Here is a 20,450-nt window from a genome sequence, read left to right on the forward strand (position 1 = left end):
GTCATATTCGTATTTTGTTTGTAAAGAAGAAGTTAAAATAAAAAAGCTACTGCTCCTTTCAAAGGAGCAGTAACTTTTTTATTTTAGGGAAATTTGGATCTAGACATTATTTCTTCAAAACCGGTATCCAAATTTCACTTTTGAAGTTTGGAGAAGTTACATCTTTCTGTTCATTCCACAATATTTCCGGTCCTTCTGCTAGTTCATAGTTCGAAGAAGGGAACCATTCGGAATAAATACGTCCCCACACATTTTGTAATGCATCAGGAAATGGACCGACAGCTTCAAATATAGCCCATGTTGAAGCGGCGACTTCAAGTTGCGCAAATTGCTCTGGGCAATCTTTCGTTGTGGCTACTCCAATATAGTGATCGAGTTCGCCTTTTTCTTCCATTCTTCCTTCAGAAAAGTTAGTAGAGGCACTAATGATTCCATTTGGGTTCACATTTGAAAGCATCTTTAATGTTTGAATGGACTGTGGGGTTAAACTTTTCCACATAGAAGCAATTTCTTTGTTTACACCGTTAAAAACGATTGGTACTCGTTTTTGTATACCAATGATTTGAAATGGCCCTTTTTCTTCAATTCGATAGTTCATTTCATTTCCTCCTTGAATGGATAGTTGGAAGGTCATTGGTGAATAAGCCTTCAAAGAACGAATTGTACTTCGAGCTTCTGAAGGCGTTATTCCGTGCAAATTTTGAAATGCACGTGTAAATGAATCTGGTGAGTTGTATCCATATTTTATAGCGACATCAATGACTTTTGCATTGCTATCTTTTAGTTCAAAGGCAGCAAGGGTAAGACGTCTACAGCGAATATATTCTGATAGTGATATGCCAGCTAAAAAAGAAAACATTCTTTTGAAATGATATTCGGAGCAGAAAGCTATTTTTGCGACTTCTTTAAAATCAATTTCGTGTGTAAGGTTGTCTTCAATATACTGCATTGCCGCATTCATATTTTTAAGTGAATCCACTATATGACCTCCTTTGTATATAGAATATCAAGAACGAAATAGCTCCATCCGACATTTCATGCACAACTTTGTGGGGCATTTTTAACCTTACAAAATTGTAATGTTCCTGTAAGGAGAATGAATGGATGGCATGATATCCCAATGTTATAGTAACAAAGTACTTTAGTACATTAGGTTAAATTCTGATGTCTTTACTTATGTGCCTTACATAACTGTCATGTTTGTGTAAGAAACATCGATAGTGGCAAGAGTAGAGAGTGTATATAGTTGAAAATAGAGAATAGAAGAAATGAGGGATGTCGAGATGAAAACAGTGTTAGAAGCAAAAAATATTGAAAAAGTATATGACACAGGTGGGAATAAATTTGCAGCGTTAAAGGGTATTAACTTACAAGTAAAAGAAGGTGAGTTCGTTGGAATTATGGGACCTTCTGGTTCGGGTAAGACGACTTTACTAAACGTTCTTTCTACAATTGATAATGCGACGAACGGTGAAATTTTAATTGATGGAAAAGATATTGTGAAGATGAATGATGATAAGCTAGCGTTATTCCGTCGCGATCATTTAGGATTCATTTTCCAAGATTATAACTTATTAGATACGTTAACGGTAAAAGAGAATATTGCGCTACCTCTTGCGTTATCAAAGGTAAAAGCGAGTGAGATTGATCGCCGCGTTCTGGAAATCTCAAAGAAATTCGGTATTGATCATATTTTAAGTCAGTTCCCATATCAAGTATCTGGTGGACAGAAGCAGCGCTGCGCAGCATCGCGCGCGATCGTTACAAGTCCTAGTATGATATTTGGGGACGAACCGACTGGAGCACTTGATTCTAAATCAGCGACAGATTTATTAGAAAGTATGAAGTCGTTAAATGAATATGATAATTCTACAATTTTGATGGTAACGCATGATGCATTTGCGGCGAGTTATTGTAAACGCGTTATTTTCATTAAAGATGGTGAGTTATATAAAGAATTACACCGTGGTGAATCAACACGTAAACAGTTCTTCCAAAAAGTCGTTGACGTAATGTCTTCTATTTCTGGAGGTATGGCTGATGACCTTATCTAGCATTGCCCTCCGCAACATACAGCGGAACTTTAAAGACTACTTTGTATATTTTGCATCTATGATTTTTAGTATCGTCATTTACTTTACATTTAAAGCACTGCAATATAATTCACAAATGGAAAAAGCAGCGGAAGCCTCTAAAAAGATTAGCGGTGCGTTTCAAGTTTCCAGTGTGATGCTTATCATTTTCGTAGCAGTGTTCATTATATATTCGAACGGATTCTTTACACGTAAACGTAAAAAAGAAGTTGGCTTATATTCTTTATTAGGTATTCGTAAAAGACAAATTGGTAAAATGCTCTTTTATGAAAATATGTTAATGGGATTAATGTCATTAGTAATCGGGATTGCGATTGGTAGTGTCCTTTCAAAATTATTCCTTGAGTTATTAGTAAGTATGATGGGATTAAACTTAAACGTTCATTTTGAAGTACCGATGGCTGCCATTATTGATACAGCAATTATTTTCTTTGTGATTATTTTATATACATCACTCCAAGGGTATCGTTTAATTTATCGCTTTAAGTTAATTGAACTTTTCCGCGCAGAACGTGAAGGAGAAGCAATGCCAAAAGGATCTGTCATTATGGCATTAATTTCAGTTTTCTTAATCGGTTCAGGTTATTTCTTAGCGTTAATGTTTATGAAGGCAATTATGTATGCAAACTTTATGGCAGTTGCACTTTATATTTTACTTGCGACAGTATTAGGTACGTACTTACTATTTATGTTCTTTACTGTATTCGTATTGAAACGTGCAAGAAATAATAAATCATCGTTTTATAACGGTATGAATATGGTAACGACGTCACAGCTACTATATCGTATTAAAGGGAATGCAAAGTCACTTGCGACAATTTCTATTTTAAGTGCGGTAACATTAACAGCGGTTGGTACGTCAGTTACGATGTATTACAATACATTTACACAATCAAAAGCAGTTGCACCATACAGCTACTCTTATGAGAAGAAAGATGCAGAACTAGATAAGAAAGTAAATGCGATTTTTGCTGAGGAAAAAGAGAATCATCCTGTAAAAGATCAATTTGAAGCTGAGATGGTTCCTGTAAAAGGAAAGTTTGAAGGAGCTAAAGTCGATTTCATCTTTAATATGAACTACAGTATCTCAGAGAAATATCAATTTATATCTCAATCTGAATTCAACAAACTTGCGAAAAAAATCGATGCGCAAACAGTGAATGTAGCTGCTGGTGAAGCATTTATATATGATAGTTCTTATATTGAAGGGTATGAGTTTAGCCCTGAATATAAAGGAAATAAAGCGGTATTCCAAATTGGAAATGAAACGAAGACATTGACGATCCAAGGTGCAAATAATAATGCAATTACGAACTTAGGTGAATTAGTTGTTGTCGTTCCAGATGAAATGTATGAACAGGCGAAGCAAGCATTTGGAACACGTGTTGTAAAAAATATTGATGTAAAAGATGAAAGAAACAGTAAAGTATTAACAGAAAAATTAACAAAAGTGATGCCAGCTAGTGAATCAGAAATGGCACCACCATTTAGAGACTTCTATACTGGTTTCCATATGGGACTTGAAGCAACTGGACTAATGATGTTCATCGGAATGTTCTTAGGACTTGTATTCTTACTAGCAACAGGTTCTATTATTTACTTCAAACAGCTAACAGAAGCAAGTGCAGATCGTGAGCGTTACGTTGTCCTTCATAAAGTCGGTGTAACGAAACAAGAAATGAAAAAAGCTATTGCAAAACAAGTGAGCTTTATCTTTGCAATTCCGTTAGTAATCGGAATTCTACACAGTTTGTTTGCATTAAAAGGTTTAGGGAACATACTACCATTTGAAATTATGATTCCGCTTCTAATTAGTATCGGAGTATACAGCGTTATTTATATCGGATATTACTTCTTAACAGTTCGCTCTTATTATAAGATTGTGAGCGCGAAGTAATGAAAGAGTTGTTTTATCTTAGTAAAAAAGCATCCGACTAACATGTTAGTCGAATGCTTTTTTGTCTATACGTGAGCTTTATTTTCGTCCGAACTATCAAACATGTCCATTACTTTAAAAATACCTTCCAATAGCAAGGTACATAAAATAGCGAAAATTAATACGGCATGAGGTGATAATTCAACTGATGTGAAGTTAAGGTCTGCCAACCAAAAGTAACCTACATAAAAACTTAGAAATGTGCTAACAGCCGAAAGTGTACATCCTAAAAATCCTAATTCCTTTAATTTTTCCTCAGATAAGTTACATAAACGTAAAACAATAGAGAAAAGAATTCCTACTATGAAAAATCCCATACATAATGCGAACAATGATATTATGCTTGGATACTTAACTTCATCGGGCATCCACTTTTTCATTCCCACTATTAAAAATGTAGGGACAAGAATAGGTAATAAAAGTGGTAGCACTATTTGTATAGCTGCAAATAATGCATTTGATTTATTATCGTTTTGATTATTCATAAAGCCTCCAAAAATGATTTCTATACTAATTTCAAATATCTTAGAGGATTCTAACATAAAAATAGTAACTTCGCTATACAAAATCGGAGTAGGATCATGATCATTCATGGTAAATAAACAAGATGCCTTATTCGTATATGTTCGAGTCGTTTATCCTTGTAATTCAATTTTCATATCTGCTTATAGTAAATAAGGAGATTTCCTTCATCTTCATAAAATCTTAAGAAATCTCCTCAATTTTTGTTAAGAAACGATAGTTATACTTAAACACAAGTTGAAAACTATTGAACGAATGGAGAGAAGTTACATGCAGCTCATAACATTCTTAAATGAATTTATTAAACATCCGAAACATACTGGTGCGATTGCGCCAAGTTCAAAGATATTAGCAAAGAAAATGGTAGATGTAATTGATTTTAATAGAGCGAAATGCATTGTAGAGCTAGGGCCTGGTACAGGAGCCTTTACGAAAGAAATTATAAAGAGAAAGAAGAAGGAGACAATATTTCTTCTTATTGAAATTAATGAAGTATTTTTCAAAGAGTTAAAGAGAAAATTTAAAGATGAGCAGAACGTGATTGTTATACACGGCTCAGCGGAAAATATAAAGAAGTATATGGAACAATTGAATATAGAATGTATTGATTACGTCTTATCGGGATTGCCTTTCACTTCTTTACCAGAAGAGGTTTCAAAGCGCATTTTAAACAGTGTAATGGAAACGATACATGAGAATGGAGAATTTATTACATTCCAATATTCACTTGTGAAAAAAGGATTTATACAGCATTTCTTCCCTGAAATTACACTAGAAAAAGTGTGGTTCAATTTCCCACCAGCTTACGTCTTTAGCTGTAAAAAAGAGCTAAGGGGAGCATATGCATAATGGAGCTACATGAATTAATGTCATACATTGAGCAGTATGGTTATTGGGCACTATTTTTTTGTTTATGGCTTGGTATTATCGGTATGCCGATTCCAGATGAAATGATTGTAATGAGTGGTGGTTTCGTATCATCATTAGGCATATTAAATGTAATTCCCGCTTTTGTCTTAACATATTTAGGCGTTGTATCAGGGCTTTCTTTAGGTTATATAATAGGAAAAGTATTTGGTACGAAAGTACTTGATAAGCTAATGAAAAAGAAAAAAGCAAAATATCTTTTAAAATCGCAACAGATGGTTGAAAAATACGGTCATTATGCGTTAGTTACAAGTTATTTCATACCTGTTGTAAGACATATTGTGCCGTATTTAGTTGGAATGAATAACATGTCATTTAAGACGTATGCGATTTATTCATATGTAACAGGATTTGTTTGGACGTTAGTTTACTTTGTGCTAGGCTCTATATTTGGAAAGCATATAGAAATGATAGTAACCCTTGTGACCGAGTATGGTATATATTTTGGTGGCATCGTTATCATAGTTTCTAGTATTTCTTATGTGTATATGCATAAGAAGAATGCGGTAGTGAGTGAAATAAAGCAACATTCATAGTTTGGTAAATGATGCTGGAGGAGATTTTGTGAGTAAAGGAACGATACTTATCGTGGACGATGAGAAGGAAATTAGAAAACTTATCGCCATCTATTTGAAGAATGAAGGTTACGAAGTATTACAAGCTGGAGATGGTGAAGAGGGGTTAGAAATAGTAAGGAAAAGAGACGTGCATCTAATTGTACTTGATATTATGATGCCGAAAATAGATGGTATTCATATGTGTATGAAAGTGAGAGAAATAGCGGAAATGCCCATTATTATGCTGTCGGCAAAAACGCAAGATATGGACAAGATTTTAGGGTTAACAACTGGAGCAGACGATTACGTAGCAAAACCATTTAATCCACTTGAACTCATTGCTCGTATTAAATCACAACTTCGGAGATATATGAAAATGAGCGGGGCAAGTGTAAAAGATGAAAATGTATTTGAAGTTGGAGATATAAAGATAAATATAGCAACGCGGCAGGTCATTATTGCAAATGAAGAGGTGAAATTGACACCGAGAGAGTTTGAGGTATTAGAATTGCTTGCACGAAATCAAGGAATGGTATTAAATGCAGAGCAAATTTATGAAAGAGTATGGAAAGAGCAAGCTTTCCAATCCGATAATACTGTGATGGTACATATTCGGAAAATACGTGAAAAGATAGAGGCAATTCCAAGGAAGCCTCGTTACATTAAAACAATATGGGGAGTTGGCTACAAGATTGAGAAAGATATTTGAACCGATAATATGGATGAATCAAGTTTTAAAAAAAATGATAGGTAAAACAGGTAGTTATTTGCAAAAGAGTATACGTGTACAGCTAATTACTACATTTACTTTCTGTACATTACTTGGTGTATTAGTAGGGTGGTCTTCATCTTCCTTTTTCGAGGATGCGAATAAAATTTCTATCATTGATTATGCATCAGGTATGGAAGCCATTGATGGACAGACACAAAGGCTTGTTGAAAGTATGACAGAAGAGGGTAAGGAAATTAATATACAAGAACTGCTTGATCAATTGAATCATCAAAATCAATTGAAGGTTTTAATAATAGATGAGAATGGGAAAGTGGTTTATAAAACAAAGGGAGCACCGGAAGAACAGATTAATCTTCATGAGACGATGCGTAATGTAATGGATTTTAAAATGGATCAAGTACGATATGTAGAGGCACAGAATTTAATTCAAGATAGAGCTGAACAAAAGCGTAAGGAGTTTACAACCTTTTATCCAGTTACTGTTAATACGAAAAATATGTATATCATTGCAAGTGGTATACCACAAGGAAATGTAAAGTATGTAGTGAACGGTAGTAGTCCATTCCCATCTTTACTAGGTTTTATTACTTTTCTACTTTCTTTCTTTTATATAACGAAAAGGAAGATGAATCAGATTGAAGCAATGGCAGAAGGAGTAAGAGAGTTTTCGAAAGGGAACTTACAATACAAAATCAAACAGGCAGGTCAAGATGAAATAGGTGTATTAACTTCAAATATTAATCAAATGGCAGAAAAGCTTTTGGCTAATATAGAAAAAGAAAAACAAATAGAGAAACAAAAAAGTGAATTGATTACAAATGTATCACATGATTTAAGAACACCACTTACTTCTATTATGGGGTATTTACGCTTACTAGGTGATGCGAAATATGAAAATAAAGAACAGCATGATGAGTATATAAAAATTGCTTTTTCAAAATCAGAGCAGTTGAAGATGTTAATAGAGGATTTGTTTGAGTATACAAAACTAACAGATGAAAATATGGTGTTAGATTCACAAGAAGTGTGTATGAATGAACTACTTGATCAGTTAATAGAAGAGCTAGTACCACAAGCGGAGGAACATAATCTTTCATTCGTGAAAAAATTTCAGGAAGATCGTATATATGCCGTTGTGGACTCGGAAAAAATGGTACGTGTGTTTGAAAACCTCTTAATAAATGCAATTAAATACAGTATAGATAAAGCAGAAATTCAAGTTTCACTTCAAAGAGAAGAACAGCATATCAAAATTTCTATAGCGAATCATAGTGAAGAATTTACAAAAACAGAATTGGAGAATTTGTTTGAGCGTTTTTATAAAAAAGATCAATCGAGAAGTAGAGCTGTAGAAGGTTCAGGCTTGGGGCTTGCAATTGCAAAAAGCATTGTTGAATTGCACAAAGGAGAAATTCGAGCAGAATATGAAAATGGGGTTATTCAATTTATTATCTTATTGCCAATTTAATTAGAAGAACATTAGAAATATCGGTTACCTTCTAATTAGGGAAGAATGAGTGATAGTGTTGCTATTGATTTAGAGAGAGTCTTATTCCATCATTCAGGTGGACGTTGATTAATAAAACAGAGAAGTGGAGAATCGAAAGTTATATGAAAAAATTAAGTGCGTTTATCGTATTGATTATAGTTGGAGTTACATTACTTGTAGTGAAAGGTGGACCGATTGTAGATCAAATGAATCCATTTATTAAAGAAGATGTTTATTATGCTGTTGTCGACAGTGATGGGGAATATGAAGTGAAAAGTAAAGGTTTTGGTAGATGGAGTTATAAATTTAAAGGGTATGATGAATCTGGGGAAGAACAAAAAATTATGATGACTTCTTCAAAACATTTACGAATAGGAGCATATTTAAAGATTAAGTCTAAAGGGACGTATGGTATGAAATGGGAAGAAATACAAGGTGACGAAATGCCCGCTAAAGCAAAAGAAAAAGTAACAATAAAGCATGTCTAGTTATAGAAATGATAAGTTGTATTCAATAGATAAAGTAACGATCAAGCTTCAAATGTAATGGCAGTATATGATAATTTCTAAAATTTTTATAAAGAAGATAAAGATTATCTGAACTTTATCTAAACTGCATTTCTTCTGTATACAACTACTAGTATTCTATATTGTGTAGATAAGAATGGTAAGGAGTAACAGGATGATTATGCAGGTTTGTAATAAGAAAATATTATTATTTCTTTCAATTATTCTTTTTGTTTTATTGATGATGTATGTATGCACGAATAATAGGCATGTACAAAATATTGTTCACAATATAGAAGACATTTATAAAGTATATAAAGAGAATCAAGTATTGAAAGAAAAAATCGAGCACCAAGAATCGTTAAAGAGTAAAGTACACATATTAAGTGAGGAGAAAGAAAACCTTACTAAGCTTATCAACAAGACGAGAGAATTAAAGGAACAAGGAAAATACAATTTAATTCAAGCTACAGTAGTAAGGCGCGTAGCAGAAGAGTGGTATGGAAAAATCACTCTTGATAGAGGGGCACAACATGGTGTAAAGGTTGATATGGCTGTTATTACAGTGAATGGTCTTATTGGAAAGATAGAGAGTGTAGATCAATTTACATCTGTTGTGAAATTAATTACGAAAGATGAACGAACAAATCGTTTAACAATCACCTTCCAAAATAATTCATCCATTTTAGGATTTGTTACAGGGTATGATAAGGAAAAACAAGCCCTTCGAATTGATAATATTCCATCAGATAAAGCGAAAGAAATAAAAATAGGTGATAGCATTATTACCTCTGAATTGAGCCAGAAAATACCACCTGGTCTTGAAGTAGCAGAGGTAATAGATCAAGAGCCCGATAAATATGGTCTTGCACATATTATTTATGCAAAACCAAAGGCGAATTTATATGATTTAGAAGATGTCATTTTAGTAGAACCTAAAGGGTAGCAAAGAATAGTGTCTATTAAAAGTGAAGAAGAGATGAATATCACTTTTTTTAGGTAGAGTAAGATTAAGAGGAATAAGAAAAAGTATGGAACAAAGAAAAAGAAGCTTTTGGAAAAGCACGAGAAGAAGTAAAATCAGTTCATAAATCTATAGATAAAATGGAAGATGCAGCTCTTCAGAAACAAGCAAAAATTAAGATTAAAGAGGAGAAATAAAGTCTTTATTTCTTACTCAAAAATAGAATATAGAAACCAAAAGTCCCAAGTACTAGCTTTGGGGCTTTTTCATATTCTTAAAGAAATATTAAGAATATCCACTGCTATTTATTAAGAAATGCTATCTATACTTAGAAATGGGTTAAGAGGTGCTCGGGAAATATGTAAGGAAAATAAAAGTAGGAAAAGAAGTGTAGGAGGATATATATGAAAACATCAGTTGTAGAGGTAAAGAATGTACAAAAGGTATACGGTAAAAAAGGTGAGAGCCAATCACATGCATTAAAGAATGTATCGTTCTCAATCCAAGAGGGTGAATTCGTTGGGATTATGGGACCATCTGGTTCAGGGAAAACAACATTATTGAATGTGATTTCTACATTAGATAAAGCGACAGGTGGAATTGTTGAAATTGCTGGAACAGATATTACGAAAATGAAGCAAGGGGAATTATCTGATTTTCGTTCAGAGAAACTAGGGTTTATCTTTCAAGATTTTAACTTACTTGAAAATTTATCAATCTATGAAAACATTGCATTACCGCTTTCTCTGCAAGGTGTTCATTCGAAAAGAATTGGATCAAAGGTGAAGAAGGTAGCAGAAATGTTAGGAATTTCAGAGATTCTTCAAAAATATCCGTCCGAAGTATCTGGTGGACAAAAACAACGTTCGGCGGCGGCTCGTGCACTTGTACATGAGCCAGCAATAATTTTAGGAGATGAGCCAACAGGAGCGCTTGATTCTAAAAATGCGAAAAGTTTATTAGAGGCGATGACCAACTTAAATGAAGAACAGGATGTTTCAATTATGATGGTTACACACGATCCATTAAGCGCAAGTTATTGCCGACGTATTTTATTCATCCAAGATGGAGAATTGTATAAAGAAATTCATCGCAGAGGTACTCGTGAAGAGTTTTATAAAGAGATTTTAGATGTGCTTGCAGATTTAGGCACACAAAAAGCATAAGAAAGAAGGTTCAACATGTTATTCAAACTTTCCATGTCGGGACTAAAAAGTAAACGAAAAGACTATATGGTCTTATTAGTTGGGCTTATTATGTCTATTTCAATTTTTTATATGTTTCAAACGTTAGCGTTAAATAAAACGTTTATCGAAGGGAATTCCATGGATGGAATTTTTTCAGTCTTCCAAACAGGATCATTTTTATTAGGTTTCATTACATTATTTTATATTTTATACGCCAATTCATTTTTATTATCACTTCGGCAAAAAGAATTTGGTATGTATATGGTATTAGGGGCAAAAAAGCATAAAATTACATTGCTTATGTTTATTGAAACAATTGTATTAGGAATAGTATCTCTTATAGTAGGTGTGATAGTCGGTATAATCTTGGCGCAAGGCGTTGGACATTTACTGATGAAGGAACTAGAATTTACTGGCGGTGGTTATCATGCATTTTATGTACCATCAATTATTGTTACTTTCATCTTTTTCATTGCATTATTTATGTTGTCCGCAATTATGAATGGTATGAAACTAGTGCGTAATTCGCTATTACAACTCGTTCACTCCAATAGTCACACAGAGCGTACGCCTACTAAAGGAAAACTAACGAATATAGTAGTACTTTTATCAATTATTTTATTAGCAGTTGGTTATGCTTCGATGATTTATATGAAAGAGTTAAAGGAATCAGGATTTATCATTGCTACAATTACAGTAACACTAGGAACTTATATGCTATTTGCATCATTCCTTCCCATTATTATTAACAAACTAAAAGCGAATAAAAATCGTAGTGAAAAAGGAATCAATGCGTTTACGTTTGCACAGTTAAGTTTTTCTATTAATAGTTTAACGAAAGTATTAGCGACAGTTGCTATGTTAGTGGCTCTCGGTGCGGGTGCAATTTCTAGTGGGATGGCGTTAAAAAATAATGTCACAAATATGGTGGAGAGTGCAGAATACTATGATGTCGAAATTAAAAATCCCACAGCAGAAGAAAAGAAAATATTAGATAGCATTACATTTAAAGAAAAGAATGAATATCGATACAAAGTAGATGAGCAGTTTATTTATCAATTGAAAGAAGATTTAGAAAGAAATCGTCCGCTAACACGTACTGGAAAAGACGAGAATAGTAGCCGATTCGTGCCTGTTTCGAGGGAGCTAATTGTGGGAGCCGTTTTAAGTCATAGGCAAGAAAAAAATGAGGATAATACCAATGTAATTCCAGAAGAGTGGGGAAATGTTTTAAGGTCTCTTCAAAAGACATATATGAATCCTAGTCAAAAGATACAAATTGTAGATCAAAAGATGTATGACGGGATACAAGGTAAAGAAGAAATTATAATACTGGGGAAAACGGACAATTTTATAACGTATAAAGAAGAATGGAAAAAAATTGATGAATTAGAGCTAGCTAAATATAAAGATATGAAGGACGTACATCTTTTGAGTAAATATATGCTGTATGAAGGATATTACAGTACTTACAGTGGAACAGTATTTATGGGATTTTTCTTAGGCATAGCTTTCTTAGCGATGCTGGCAAGCTGTTTAATGTTTAAAATTCTTTCTGGTGCTTCAAAAGATATTATTCGCTATCAAATGCTTCGTAAAATTGGTGTGCGTTATGAGCTATTAACGAAATCAATTTATAAAGAGTTACTTTTAGTTTTCTTGTTCCCAGCGATCGTAGGTATAATGCACGTATTAGTCGGAATGAGCATGTTCTCGTTCTTAATAGATAATCCATATTTCCGTATTTGGCTGCCGATTATTATTTTCTTAGTCATTTATGTGCTTTATTATTTCATTACAGTTCAATTGTATAAAAAAATTGTTCTTTCGAAAGAAGTGTAGTATGTAGTGAGTAAGGGGGATGATGAATAGAGATAAATTTAGGGGAATATCATATGGAATTTATAGCGATGAAGAAGTTATAGATTGAAAGAAGCAGCTATTCTACGTAATAGCTGCTTCTTTCATTATTTATAATTAGGAAGCAACTTGTACTGTAGATAAGGAGAAATAAAATCCTCTATCTTTTCAGTATATAAAAGATAAAGAGGGAAAGGTATTATAACTTCTGTAGTAATCGTTCGCTGCTTTTCATGTCACCTTTACACAACGGACATTGTGGCTTATCTTCTAAAGAAAAGTTTTTACGCATCCATCCAAGGCAGTCGTCTGCTTCGCATTCCCACACAGCAATTGCTTCTGGTTCTTCTACAGGTTTATCATTTTTTCTCCAATACATGTGATCGCTCCTTTAAATTGAAAAGTTTTTTAGAAAAAACAAAAAAGGCTGTTAACGTTTTTGTTAACAACCTTTTATTTATTCATCATACTATATTTTTTGAAAAATGCGAAGTTTAGTAATTATTAAAGTTATAGTAAAATAGTGATTATACAAACGCAGGATTATAAATCATCGTTGAACGCCTTGGTAACAATTCAATTTGACACGGTGTATGCCGTCAACCTTCTCCGCATGTTTCTACCTCTTTTTCTTCTCTTGTTTCAATTCAGATAAGCCTAAAGAACTATAAAGGAAAATAAGTATACTATCAAAAATTTTTAAGAGAACTGAATTAAAATAGATTTAATATGAGTAATCGAGGAGTATATCCATTAGTAGTTGGAATTTCAAATAGTTTATTTGCGCTAAAAGGTTTATCGGCAGTACTTCCGTATGAAATTGCAGTCCCGTTATTAATTAGTATTGGTCTGTATAGCACCATGTATATTGGCTATTATTTCTTAACGGTTCGTTCTTATTTTCGGATTGTTAGGGAATAAAAATAGTGATGAAATTTCTCGTGAAACGAAAGAGAACGTAGTGGGAATTATGTTCTCTTTCGTTTTTTTATTAGTTAAAATGAAGTATGTATGACAATGGTATTTAAATGGAGTGTTATAATTGGAGATTTTAATTATAGTAGGATGCCTATTAATAGGCATCATTTTTATTGGTCTAAGTATTTATAGGTTTGTAAAAGAAATGAAAGAAAAAAATTCAAAAAAGATAAATGGACAGTAGTATCACAAAACATTCTAGGGCTATTTTGTGATACGCTGCACGGAGCACCGTTCTATTTTTTAGTTGGTGCGCTCTTTTTTGTAGTGGGGCTTTTATTTCTCTATATGGGAATGGGATGGGTTGAAATTGATTAGTTGGCGCTAGAGAATCAATTATATAGTCGTAGTGTTAAGAAGGAGAGAGTAGATGCCGATTATAAGAGATATCCGATTAAGTTTTCTAAAAAGAAAAGAGAATATAAGTAGTCTAGAGGTATTACAATCAACATCCTCGAGTAACTATGAGGAAGAGATATCTTTTTTAAAAGAAACGAGCTGTATTACTTCTTTATACGAGCGACATATGTCAAAGTTAAGAACAGACTATGAAAAAGTTATCTTGATTTACTGTGTGGATGATATTTCATTATTAAATCAGTGGGAGAAGAAATATCGAATTTTTCCTGAATATATGAATGTGTTTGTAGAGTATGGGAATGTAAAGGATTTTCCATATTTATCAGATAGAGAGAAAAAAGAATTAGCACTTCAAATCGTTCATACTGAAATGAAGAGTTTAGCTGTGGAATGTGATTGGGATATAGAGATGTTAGAAAAGGCATACAATAAGGTACTGGATTTGGATTATAAAAATGAACTTGTATATATAAAGAAGAGTAGTCCGAATAAAAAATATGTATGTAGTATAATTTGGCAGCATGAAGTGGCTTATGCTGATATGTACTTAGAAATAAGGGAGTATAGAACGAGACGATTAATCAAAAAGGAAAAGCTTATGAGAGAAGAAGATATGTATAAAATGTCTAATTATGTTAGTGACGTGGCTTGGAAGTTAAACCATAAAGTGATGTTGATGAACGACAAAGGAAAAACTATGTGGATGTTAACCTTTTTAGAGAAAAACAATCCAGATAATTTAGTTTGGAAGATGGAAAGAATTGAGGAAAGTTGATAAAAAAGAGCTTGAAACCATTCAAGCTTCTTTTTATTACTATTTATGTCCTAAAATACGCTCAACCTCATGCACACTTAATTTACTTGCCTTAGTAATCGTTTCAAGTGGTATACCAAGATCATACATACTTTTAATCATTTGAATTTTCCCCTGCTGAACCCCTTCTTTTCGACCCTTTTCAATGCCTTGTTCAATCCCTTTTTCAATCCCTTTTTTTATTCCTTGTTCCATTCCTCTTTTTATTCCTTCTGTCTCTGCGTGGGCGAATTTTGCTGCTTCATCCATTAAAACTTTCTCCCTTGCGTCATAGGCTTGTCGGAAAGAAGAATCTTGACTCATACGTTCCCATTTATTTATCGCTTTTTGTAAAATAGGATCTTGGTTCATAGCAATATCCTCCAATGTTTTAGTTAAGTGCTCATCCTCATTTGCTGAAAGTAATAAAAGCCAACGAGCAAATGGATCTTTCCACGGATTTACTTTTTCTTCATGCCATTGTTCTGTTAACCTTGGAATTTCTACAATGTGAATTTCTATGTCATCACTCAAGAGTTTCTGTTGTTGTGTATTCCATAATGTACCCGTTGTATGAAATTCTTTGTGATCTGAAAACATTATGAAGTTCAATAAATTAATGGTGATGGTTTTATGAAGCGAGCTGTAAGGCATACCTTTTTGTAATTGGGATGTGTATAATTTTCCCCAATAATATAAACTACGTTTTATCATATCGTGATTATTATTGAGCTGTATTTCTACATTTACTTTTGTTCCTGTGTTTAATGTCGCTGAAATGTCTAAAATAGATAACTTATCCTCTTCATATTCCCGATGTAAATGTGGATCTTCTAGTTGTAGAGAAGCAATGGGCGACTCTAAAGACTCTTGTAACATAGCGTTTAAAAATGCAATTAGAATATCTTCACTACCATTCGTACCAAACAATTGTTTAAATGCAAAATCAATGCGTAAATTAACTAACTGTTGGTTGAACACAGTTTTTTCTCTCCCTTGTATCAGGTTGCTTCTTTCCTTCATTGTATCTAAAAAGAACTGGGGCATGCAAACAGACCCTTCTGCTATTTTATTAGTAGTATTATTAGAAAATAAAAGGCAAGTATGTCTATGTTATACTCTAGTGAAATTGGATGGATTTTGAGTGTGAATGAAATTTAAAGGATAGGAGAACTCATAATAGATGAAAAGAAGAAGAAAGTCTGGAGAAAAGATACAAATGAACCGATTTACATTCCCTTTATGTTACGGAAGTGAAGCACCATCTTATTACTACGAGGTAGCGGCTCATGAAAGAGAGGGACGCTTCCATTTAACATCAGATCTTTGTGTAATGGACGATGAACATTATTTTATTAGAGGCTGTTTAGAGATTCCTATAATTGATTACCACGAAAATTTCATCTGGACTGTGTGGGTATCACTTAGTAAAGAAAGTTATGATAAAGTACTAGAAGAGTGGGATGAGAGAGGACGAGAGAATAGTGATCCTCATTTTGGCTGGTTATCTGTAGAAATACCAGTTTATCCAGAAACACTAAATTTAAAGACAAATGTACATATAAGAGAAGTTGGAATGGCACCGTATGTTGAATTAGAGCCAACCGATCACCCTTTAGCGATAGAACAAAGAAATGGAATTACTTTAGAGAGAGTTAAAGAAATACAAGAAATTATACAACGACATAATTAGATTAGAAGAAAAAAACGAGTGATATCACTCGTTTTTTTCATTACACAACATTAGGATTATAAATCATCGTAAAGTGCGCTTGTAACAACTCAATATGACACGGTGTATGAAGAGAGCTTTCACCATCTGTATCTACTTCTTTTTCTTCTTCTGTTTCAATATGAATGGATTTAGCTTTGACGTGGAAGATGTCATTTTCATTTGAGTCTTCAAATAGTTTCTTTCCGATATAATCTTTAAACGCTTGAATGCCTGTTGATTTGACTACGAAAATATCAAGTGTTCCGTCATCACATTTTACGTTCGGAATAAAGGATGGGATACCCCCGAGATATTCACCGTTTCCAACCATAACAAGGACAGCTTCGTCTTCATATACTTGTCCGTCGTACGTAATTTTTACTGGGAATGTTTCAGCATTTTTGACAGTTCGAATAGTGCTTAAGTAGTAACCGATTTTTCCAAGCTTTGCTTTCTCTTCTGCATCAATATTGTTTGATACTTCAGATACGAGTCCAATGCCCCAAAAGTTTAAGAAGTGCTGTCCGTTTGCTTTTGCGACATCAATTGGTTTTACATGTCCTTTTGTAATGAGTTTCGCTGCTTCTGCAATATTTTGCGGAACACCAAGTGTGCGAGAGAAGTCGTTGCAAGTTCCGCCTGGAATGATTGCAAGTGTAGGTCTAGTTTCAAGAGGGGCTAAGCCATTAGTGCATTCAAATACAGTTCCGTCACCACCAAAGACTATAATTAAATCTACTTTACTAGCAAACTCTTGGCAATATTTTGTTGCATCACCTTGTTTTTTCGTATGAAGGATATGCAGGTCAGGAAAAGCTGCCGCAAGAGGTGGTACGATTTTTGTTAAGTTCGTATGTAAATCGCCTTGTCCTGCTTTCGGATTTACGATGAGGAGTACTTTTTCAAATTTTGTCTTTGTCATTTTTATTCTCTCCCTTTGTCTTTTACGAATCGTGATAGAAAATAAACTTCCATCAATAATTGATGGAAGTTTACTCTATTTATATTACTCCGTTACAACTGAAGCGATAAATGGTAAGTTACGATATTTTTCTGCGCAGTCGATACCGTAGCCAACGATAAATTCGTCTGGAATTTGGAAGCCAACATATTCAGCTTTTAAGTCCACTTTACGGCGTTCAGGTTTATCAAGTAACGTACAGAATTTCAATGCTTTTGGTTTATGCATGAAGAAGTGATCTTTTAAGAAGTGAAGTGTTAAACCAGAATCGATAATGTCTTCTACGACAATTACGTTTTTTTCAGTAATGTTTACATCGATATCTTTTAATAGTTTTACTTTTCCAGTTGTTTCTGTTTGATTTCCGTAGCTAGATGCAGAGATAAAATCGATAGTTACTTCGTTTTTAATATGACGAATTAAATCAGCAGCGAATACGAAAGATCCTTTTAATACAGCGATTACAACGATTTCTTCTCCTTCAAAATCACGTTCGATTTGAAGTGCTAGTTCTTTTACTTTTTCTTGTAATTGTTCTTCAGAAATTAAAGTGTCTTTTATTTCAATTTTCATTTGAATCCTCCTACAGTGTAAAACTTGTGAACATTTCGACTGTAAAGGATAGAAAGAAAAAAGTCAAAGAAGATATAAGGTTTTTACAGAAATGCCCACAAAATAGTCAGATGATATGATATACTGATCATATTAAGAAAACGCTTCCGTGAAGGGTGATTATGATGAAAAAGAAACAGTATACAAGTGTAACATTTATAAAAGCATTGCTTTTAACAATCGTTCTTGGTATGTTGGCTTACATAATTGATGTACCTGCAATTCGGATTCCATTAATTGGAATGGCTTTAGTATTAGGCGCAATTTCCCACGGTATGATGTCACAGCTGCAAGAAGTTGGACTTGATGATATGAAAGATCATATAGATAAGAAATGAGAAACCTTCACGTATATAGAGTGAAGGTTTTTTCGTTTCTTACAAAAATGTAAGGTGATTTGTAAGACAAATCGATAGTTGCATAGTAGTGTTTTGGATAAACTATAAGTGTAAGGTAAAAGGCAAGCATATTTTAGGTAAATTAAGTTTTAGGCACTCTATATGTGAAAAAGGAGTAGGAGGGCATGGAGAAACATTGGACGACCTTTTCTTTTTTAGCAACTAGTAACACCGTAATGCTAGCTGGAGAAATGGATTTTTTGCATACGTTTGATCGAGAAGACGATCATTCTTCTTCTAAATTTACAATGAAATGGAGTAAGTGGAGCGATAGTTGTAAATTGGAAGAAGAGGCCCCTAACGAAAGGCAAAAAATTATTTTAACAAATCCTATTAAAGCATGGGTCTTTCAATGTCGTAAGTGTAACGTCAAAAATCACTTCAAGAAAACTGAGCCGAGACAATTAGTTATCACTCCGGCCCTTTCTACTTCTCAATCACGCGAAAGTAACAAATAAATATCGAGACACACACCCGAAAAAAACATCGTATATATTACGGTGTTTTTTTATTTTTCTAAAATGAAATCTTTAACAGAATTCCATTTCATCTGCATCTTATATTTACATCTCTTGTTTATTCTAGTAATACATCCGGTGCGACGTGATGTGTTACTAGAATAAAGTATAAAAGGAGAGAAATAAAATGAAAAAAAAACTATTACCAATTTGTGCAATGGCACTTTTAACAGTAGGATATTCTTCAGTAGCGAGCGCTTCTACTGGAACATTAACAAAAGAAGAATCAGCGCAAATGCAGCAAGATAAAGCTAAAAAAGAAGAAGCAATTAAGGAACAGCAAAAGAGCGAAGTAGAGAAAAAAGAAGCAGCACAAGTACAAGAAAAAAGTGATATGGCTAAAAAAGAGGAAGCAATAAAAGCAGGGCAAAAGAATGATACAGCGAAACAAGAAGTAACACCACAAGTGCAAGAAAAGGAAGCTCTTGCAAAAAAAGAAGCAGCAATTAAGGCAGGGCAAAAGAATGATGCAGCGAAACAAGCTGTACAAGGTGAAAAATTACCAAACACAGCATCAAATAATGTAGCAATGATGGCAGTAAGCGCATGTCTTGTAGCGATAGGGACATTATTTGGTTTGAACCGTCGTAATAAGATTAAGGCATAAATAAAATATTGTTCTATAAAGAATGGGATAATTTCATATATTAAAAATGGTAGGTTACTCCTACCATTTTTTGCATGGAGGGATTCACAGTGACAGTTCTAAATCGTATTGGATTTACGTTAATGATAGTAGGCTTATTAATGGGAGCCTATTACGCTTTTGAATGGTATAAAGGAAAAAGTTCTGCACAAGATTTAACGACAGAAGAAATTAAAAATTTTGAACAACAAACATCCAAGCAGCATTCTAGCGAAGTACCAGTAAATGCACAAGTACCTTCTTCTCAAATACAACATAAAGAAGGAGAAAAGATAGCTATGTTAAATATACCGAAAATAAAGAAGAAGTTTTCTATATATTGGGGAGCAAATGATGCTACATTGAAAAAAGGAGTCGGTATGTTTGTTAGTGATTTAACGACAACACCATCTGGAGGAGGGCATACTGTACTGAGCGGGCATAGGGATACTGTATTTACAGAATTAGGGGAGCTTAAAGAAAAAGACAATCTCATTGTAGAATATGACAATACAATGTACACATATGAAATTCAAAAGATGTGGATTACACACGCGGATGACCGCACTGTTATTGTAAAAAAAGAAGAACCGACATTAACACTGACGACTTGCTATCCATTTGATTATATAGGGGATGCACCGGATCGATATATTATCGAGGCAAAGTTAATTACGAGCAATTCAAAATAAAATTATCAAGTACAAAATGCTAGCT

The 20,450-nt window shown here is 33.6% G+C and carries 22 protein-coding genes and 2 pseudogenes; 18 read left to right on the forward strand and 6 right to left on the reverse strand.

The genetic code is table 11. From position 1 onward, the window contains the following. Window positions 1-106: 106 nt before the first annotated feature. Window positions 107-979 (reverse strand): AraC family transcriptional regulator, encoded by an 873-nt coding sequence (locus JFU54_RS07640; protein WP_201064110.1) that lies wholly within the window; start codon window positions 977-979, stop codon window positions 107-109. 304 nt (window positions 980-1,283) lie between these two features. Between JFU54_RS07640 and JFU54_RS07645 the strand changes: the two genes are divergently transcribed. Beyond that, complete coding sequence (locus JFU54_RS07645) at window positions 1,284-2,054, forward strand: ABC transporter ATP-binding protein (protein WP_000859659.1); 771 nt, start codon at window positions 1,284-1,286, stop codon at window positions 2,052-2,054. Beyond that, window positions 2,041-3,990 (forward strand): ABC transporter permease, encoded by a 1,950-nt coding sequence (locus JFU54_RS07650; protein ID WP_201064112.1) that lies wholly within the window; start codon window positions 2,041-2,043, stop codon window positions 3,988-3,990. The genes JFU54_RS07645 and JFU54_RS07650 overlap by 14 nt, the downstream gene beginning before the upstream one ends. A gap of 65 nt (window positions 3,991-4,055) precedes the next feature. On the opposite strand, the gene JFU54_RS07655 is transcribed toward JFU54_RS07650, so the two are convergent. Continuing rightward, window positions 4,056-4,622 carry an epimerase gene (locus tag JFU54_RS07655; protein WP_201064114.1) on the reverse strand — a complete coding sequence of 189 codons (567 nt, stop codon included), beginning with the start codon at window positions 4,620-4,622 and terminating at the stop codon, window positions 4,056-4,058. A gap of 199 nt (window positions 4,623-4,821) precedes the next feature. Between JFU54_RS07655 and JFU54_RS07660 the strand changes: the two genes are divergently transcribed. The 8 genes from JFU54_RS07660 to JFU54_RS07695 all read left to right on the forward strand — a co-directional run bounded on the left by JFU54_RS07660 (window position 4,822) and on the right by JFU54_RS07695 (window position 12,756). Then, window positions 4,822-5,400 carry a class I SAM-dependent methyltransferase gene (locus tag JFU54_RS07660; protein ID WP_002129619.1) on the forward strand — a complete coding sequence of 193 codons (579 nt, stop codon included), beginning with the start codon at window positions 4,822-4,824 and terminating at the stop codon, window positions 5,398-5,400. Next, window positions 5,400-6,014: a DedA family protein gene (locus tag JFU54_RS07665; RefSeq protein ID WP_201064116.1), complete on the forward strand. Its 615-nt coding sequence runs from the start codon at window positions 5,400-5,402 to the stop codon at window positions 6,012-6,014. The genes JFU54_RS07660 and JFU54_RS07665 overlap by 1 nt, the downstream gene beginning before the upstream one ends. A 28-nt stretch (window positions 6,015-6,042) precedes the next feature. Then, complete coding sequence (locus JFU54_RS07670) at window positions 6,043-6,744, forward strand: response regulator transcription factor (RefSeq protein WP_002164891.1); 702 nt, start codon at window positions 6,043-6,045, stop codon at window positions 6,742-6,744. After that, window positions 6,728-8,236, forward strand: coding sequence for a sensor histidine kinase (locus JFU54_RS07675; protein ID WP_201064118.1), 1,509 nt, complete (start codon window positions 6,728-6,730; stop codon window positions 8,234-8,236). The genes JFU54_RS07670 and JFU54_RS07675 overlap by 17 nt, the downstream gene beginning before the upstream one ends. Window positions 8,237-8,379: 143 nt before the next feature. Then, a complete protein-coding gene (locus tag JFU54_RS07680) occupies window positions 8,380-8,745 on the forward strand; it encodes a YxeA family protein (RefSeq protein WP_201064126.1) in 366 nt (121 codons plus the stop codon). Window positions 8,746-8,938: 193 nt separating this feature from the next. Next, entirely contained in the window at window positions 8,939-9,709 is a 771-nt protein-coding gene (gene mreC, locus JFU54_RS07685) for a rod shape-determining protein MreC (protein ID WP_201064128.1), read from the forward strand. 422 nt (window positions 9,710-10,131) lie between these two features. After that, window positions 10,132-10,893, forward strand: a complete 762-nt coding sequence (locus JFU54_RS07690; protein WP_002015781.1) for an ABC transporter ATP-binding protein — start codon at window positions 10,132-10,134, stop codon at window positions 10,891-10,893. A gap of 15 nt (window positions 10,894-10,908) precedes the next feature. Further along, the gene (locus JFU54_RS07695; RefSeq protein WP_201064130.1) at window positions 10,909-12,756 is read left to right on the forward strand and encodes an FtsX-like permease family protein; all 1,848 of its coding nucleotides are present in this window, start codon (window positions 10,909-10,911) and stop codon (window positions 12,754-12,756) included. A 217-nt stretch (window positions 12,757-12,973) separates the two neighbouring features. On the opposite strand, the gene JFU54_RS07700 is transcribed toward JFU54_RS07695, so the two are convergent. Next, the gene (locus tag JFU54_RS07700) at window positions 12,974-13,153 is read right to left on the reverse strand and encodes a cold-inducible protein YdjO-related protein (RefSeq protein ID WP_002067775.1); all 180 of its coding nucleotides are present in this window, start codon (window positions 13,151-13,153) and stop codon (window positions 12,974-12,976) included. 371 nt (window positions 13,154-13,524) lie between these two features. Between JFU54_RS07700 and JFU54_RS07705 the strand changes: the two are divergent. The 3 genes and pseudogenes from JFU54_RS07705 to JFU54_RS07710 form a co-directional block, all read left to right on the forward strand. Next, a pseudogene (locus JFU54_RS07705) lies at window positions 13,525-13,695 on the forward strand (FtsX-like permease family protein); the annotation flags it as partial. A gap of 121 nt (window positions 13,696-13,816) precedes the next feature. Then, window positions 13,817-14,070, forward strand: a pseudogene (locus tag JFU54_RS29705) (hypothetical protein). 52 nt (window positions 14,071-14,122) lie between these two features. Then, window positions 14,123-14,887, forward strand: a complete 765-nt coding sequence (locus JFU54_RS07710) for a hypothetical protein (protein ID WP_201064133.1) — start codon at window positions 14,123-14,125, stop codon at window positions 14,885-14,887. A 39-nt stretch (window positions 14,888-14,926) separates the two neighbouring features. Here the strand turns inward: JFU54_RS07710 and JFU54_RS07715 are convergent, their stop codons facing one another. Further along, window positions 14,927-15,886, reverse strand: a complete 960-nt coding sequence (locus JFU54_RS07715) for an Rpn family recombination-promoting nuclease/putative transposase (protein ID WP_201064135.1) — start codon at window positions 15,884-15,886, stop codon at window positions 14,927-14,929. A gap of 202 nt (window positions 15,887-16,088) precedes the next feature. Between JFU54_RS07715 and JFU54_RS07720 the strand changes: the two genes are divergently transcribed. Then, a complete protein-coding gene (locus tag JFU54_RS07720; protein ID WP_002143522.1) occupies window positions 16,089-16,598 on the forward strand; it encodes a DUF2199 domain-containing protein in 510 nt (169 codons plus the stop codon). Window positions 16,599-16,638: 40 nt separating this feature from the next. Here the strand turns inward: JFU54_RS07720 and JFU54_RS07725 are convergent, their stop codons facing one another. After that, on the reverse strand, window positions 16,639-17,541 hold the full coding sequence (locus JFU54_RS07725) for a diacylglycerol/lipid kinase family protein (protein ID WP_201064137.1): 903 nt from the start codon (window positions 17,539-17,541) through the stop codon (window positions 16,639-16,641). An 84-nt stretch (window positions 17,542-17,625) separates the two neighbouring features. Beyond that, window positions 17,626-18,153, reverse strand: a complete 528-nt coding sequence (hpt, locus tag JFU54_RS07730; protein WP_201064139.1) for a hypoxanthine phosphoribosyltransferase — start codon at window positions 18,151-18,153, stop codon at window positions 17,626-17,628. A gap of 161 nt (window positions 18,154-18,314) precedes the next feature. On the opposite strand from hpt, the gene JFU54_RS07735 reads away from it, so the two are divergent. From JFU54_RS07735 to JFU54_RS07750, 4 genes are all read left to right on the forward strand, one after another. Beyond that, on the forward strand, window positions 18,315-18,530 hold the full coding sequence (locus tag JFU54_RS07735; RefSeq protein ID WP_201064141.1) for a hypothetical protein: 216 nt from the start codon (window positions 18,315-18,317) through the stop codon (window positions 18,528-18,530). A gap of 185 nt (window positions 18,531-18,715) precedes the next feature. Next, window positions 18,716-19,048 carry a hypothetical protein gene (locus tag JFU54_RS07740; protein ID WP_201064142.1) on the forward strand — a complete coding sequence of 111 codons (333 nt, stop codon included), beginning with the start codon at window positions 18,716-18,718 and terminating at the stop codon, window positions 19,046-19,048. A gap of 187 nt (window positions 19,049-19,235) precedes the next feature. Continuing rightward, on the forward strand, window positions 19,236-19,715 hold the full coding sequence (locus JFU54_RS07745; RefSeq protein ID WP_201064143.1) for an LPXTG cell wall anchor domain-containing protein: 480 nt from the start codon (window positions 19,236-19,238) through the stop codon (window positions 19,713-19,715). A gap of 89 nt (window positions 19,716-19,804) precedes the next feature. Next, window positions 19,805-20,425, forward strand: a complete 621-nt coding sequence (locus tag JFU54_RS07750) for a class D sortase (RefSeq protein WP_078176443.1) — start codon at window positions 19,805-19,807, stop codon at window positions 20,423-20,425. Window positions 20,426-20,450 lie beyond the last annotated feature (25 nt).

The organism is Bacillus sp. TH19 (assembly GCF_016651075.1).
GTDB lineage: Bacteria > Bacillota > Bacilli > Bacillales > Bacillaceae_G > Bacillus_A > Bacillus_A mycoides.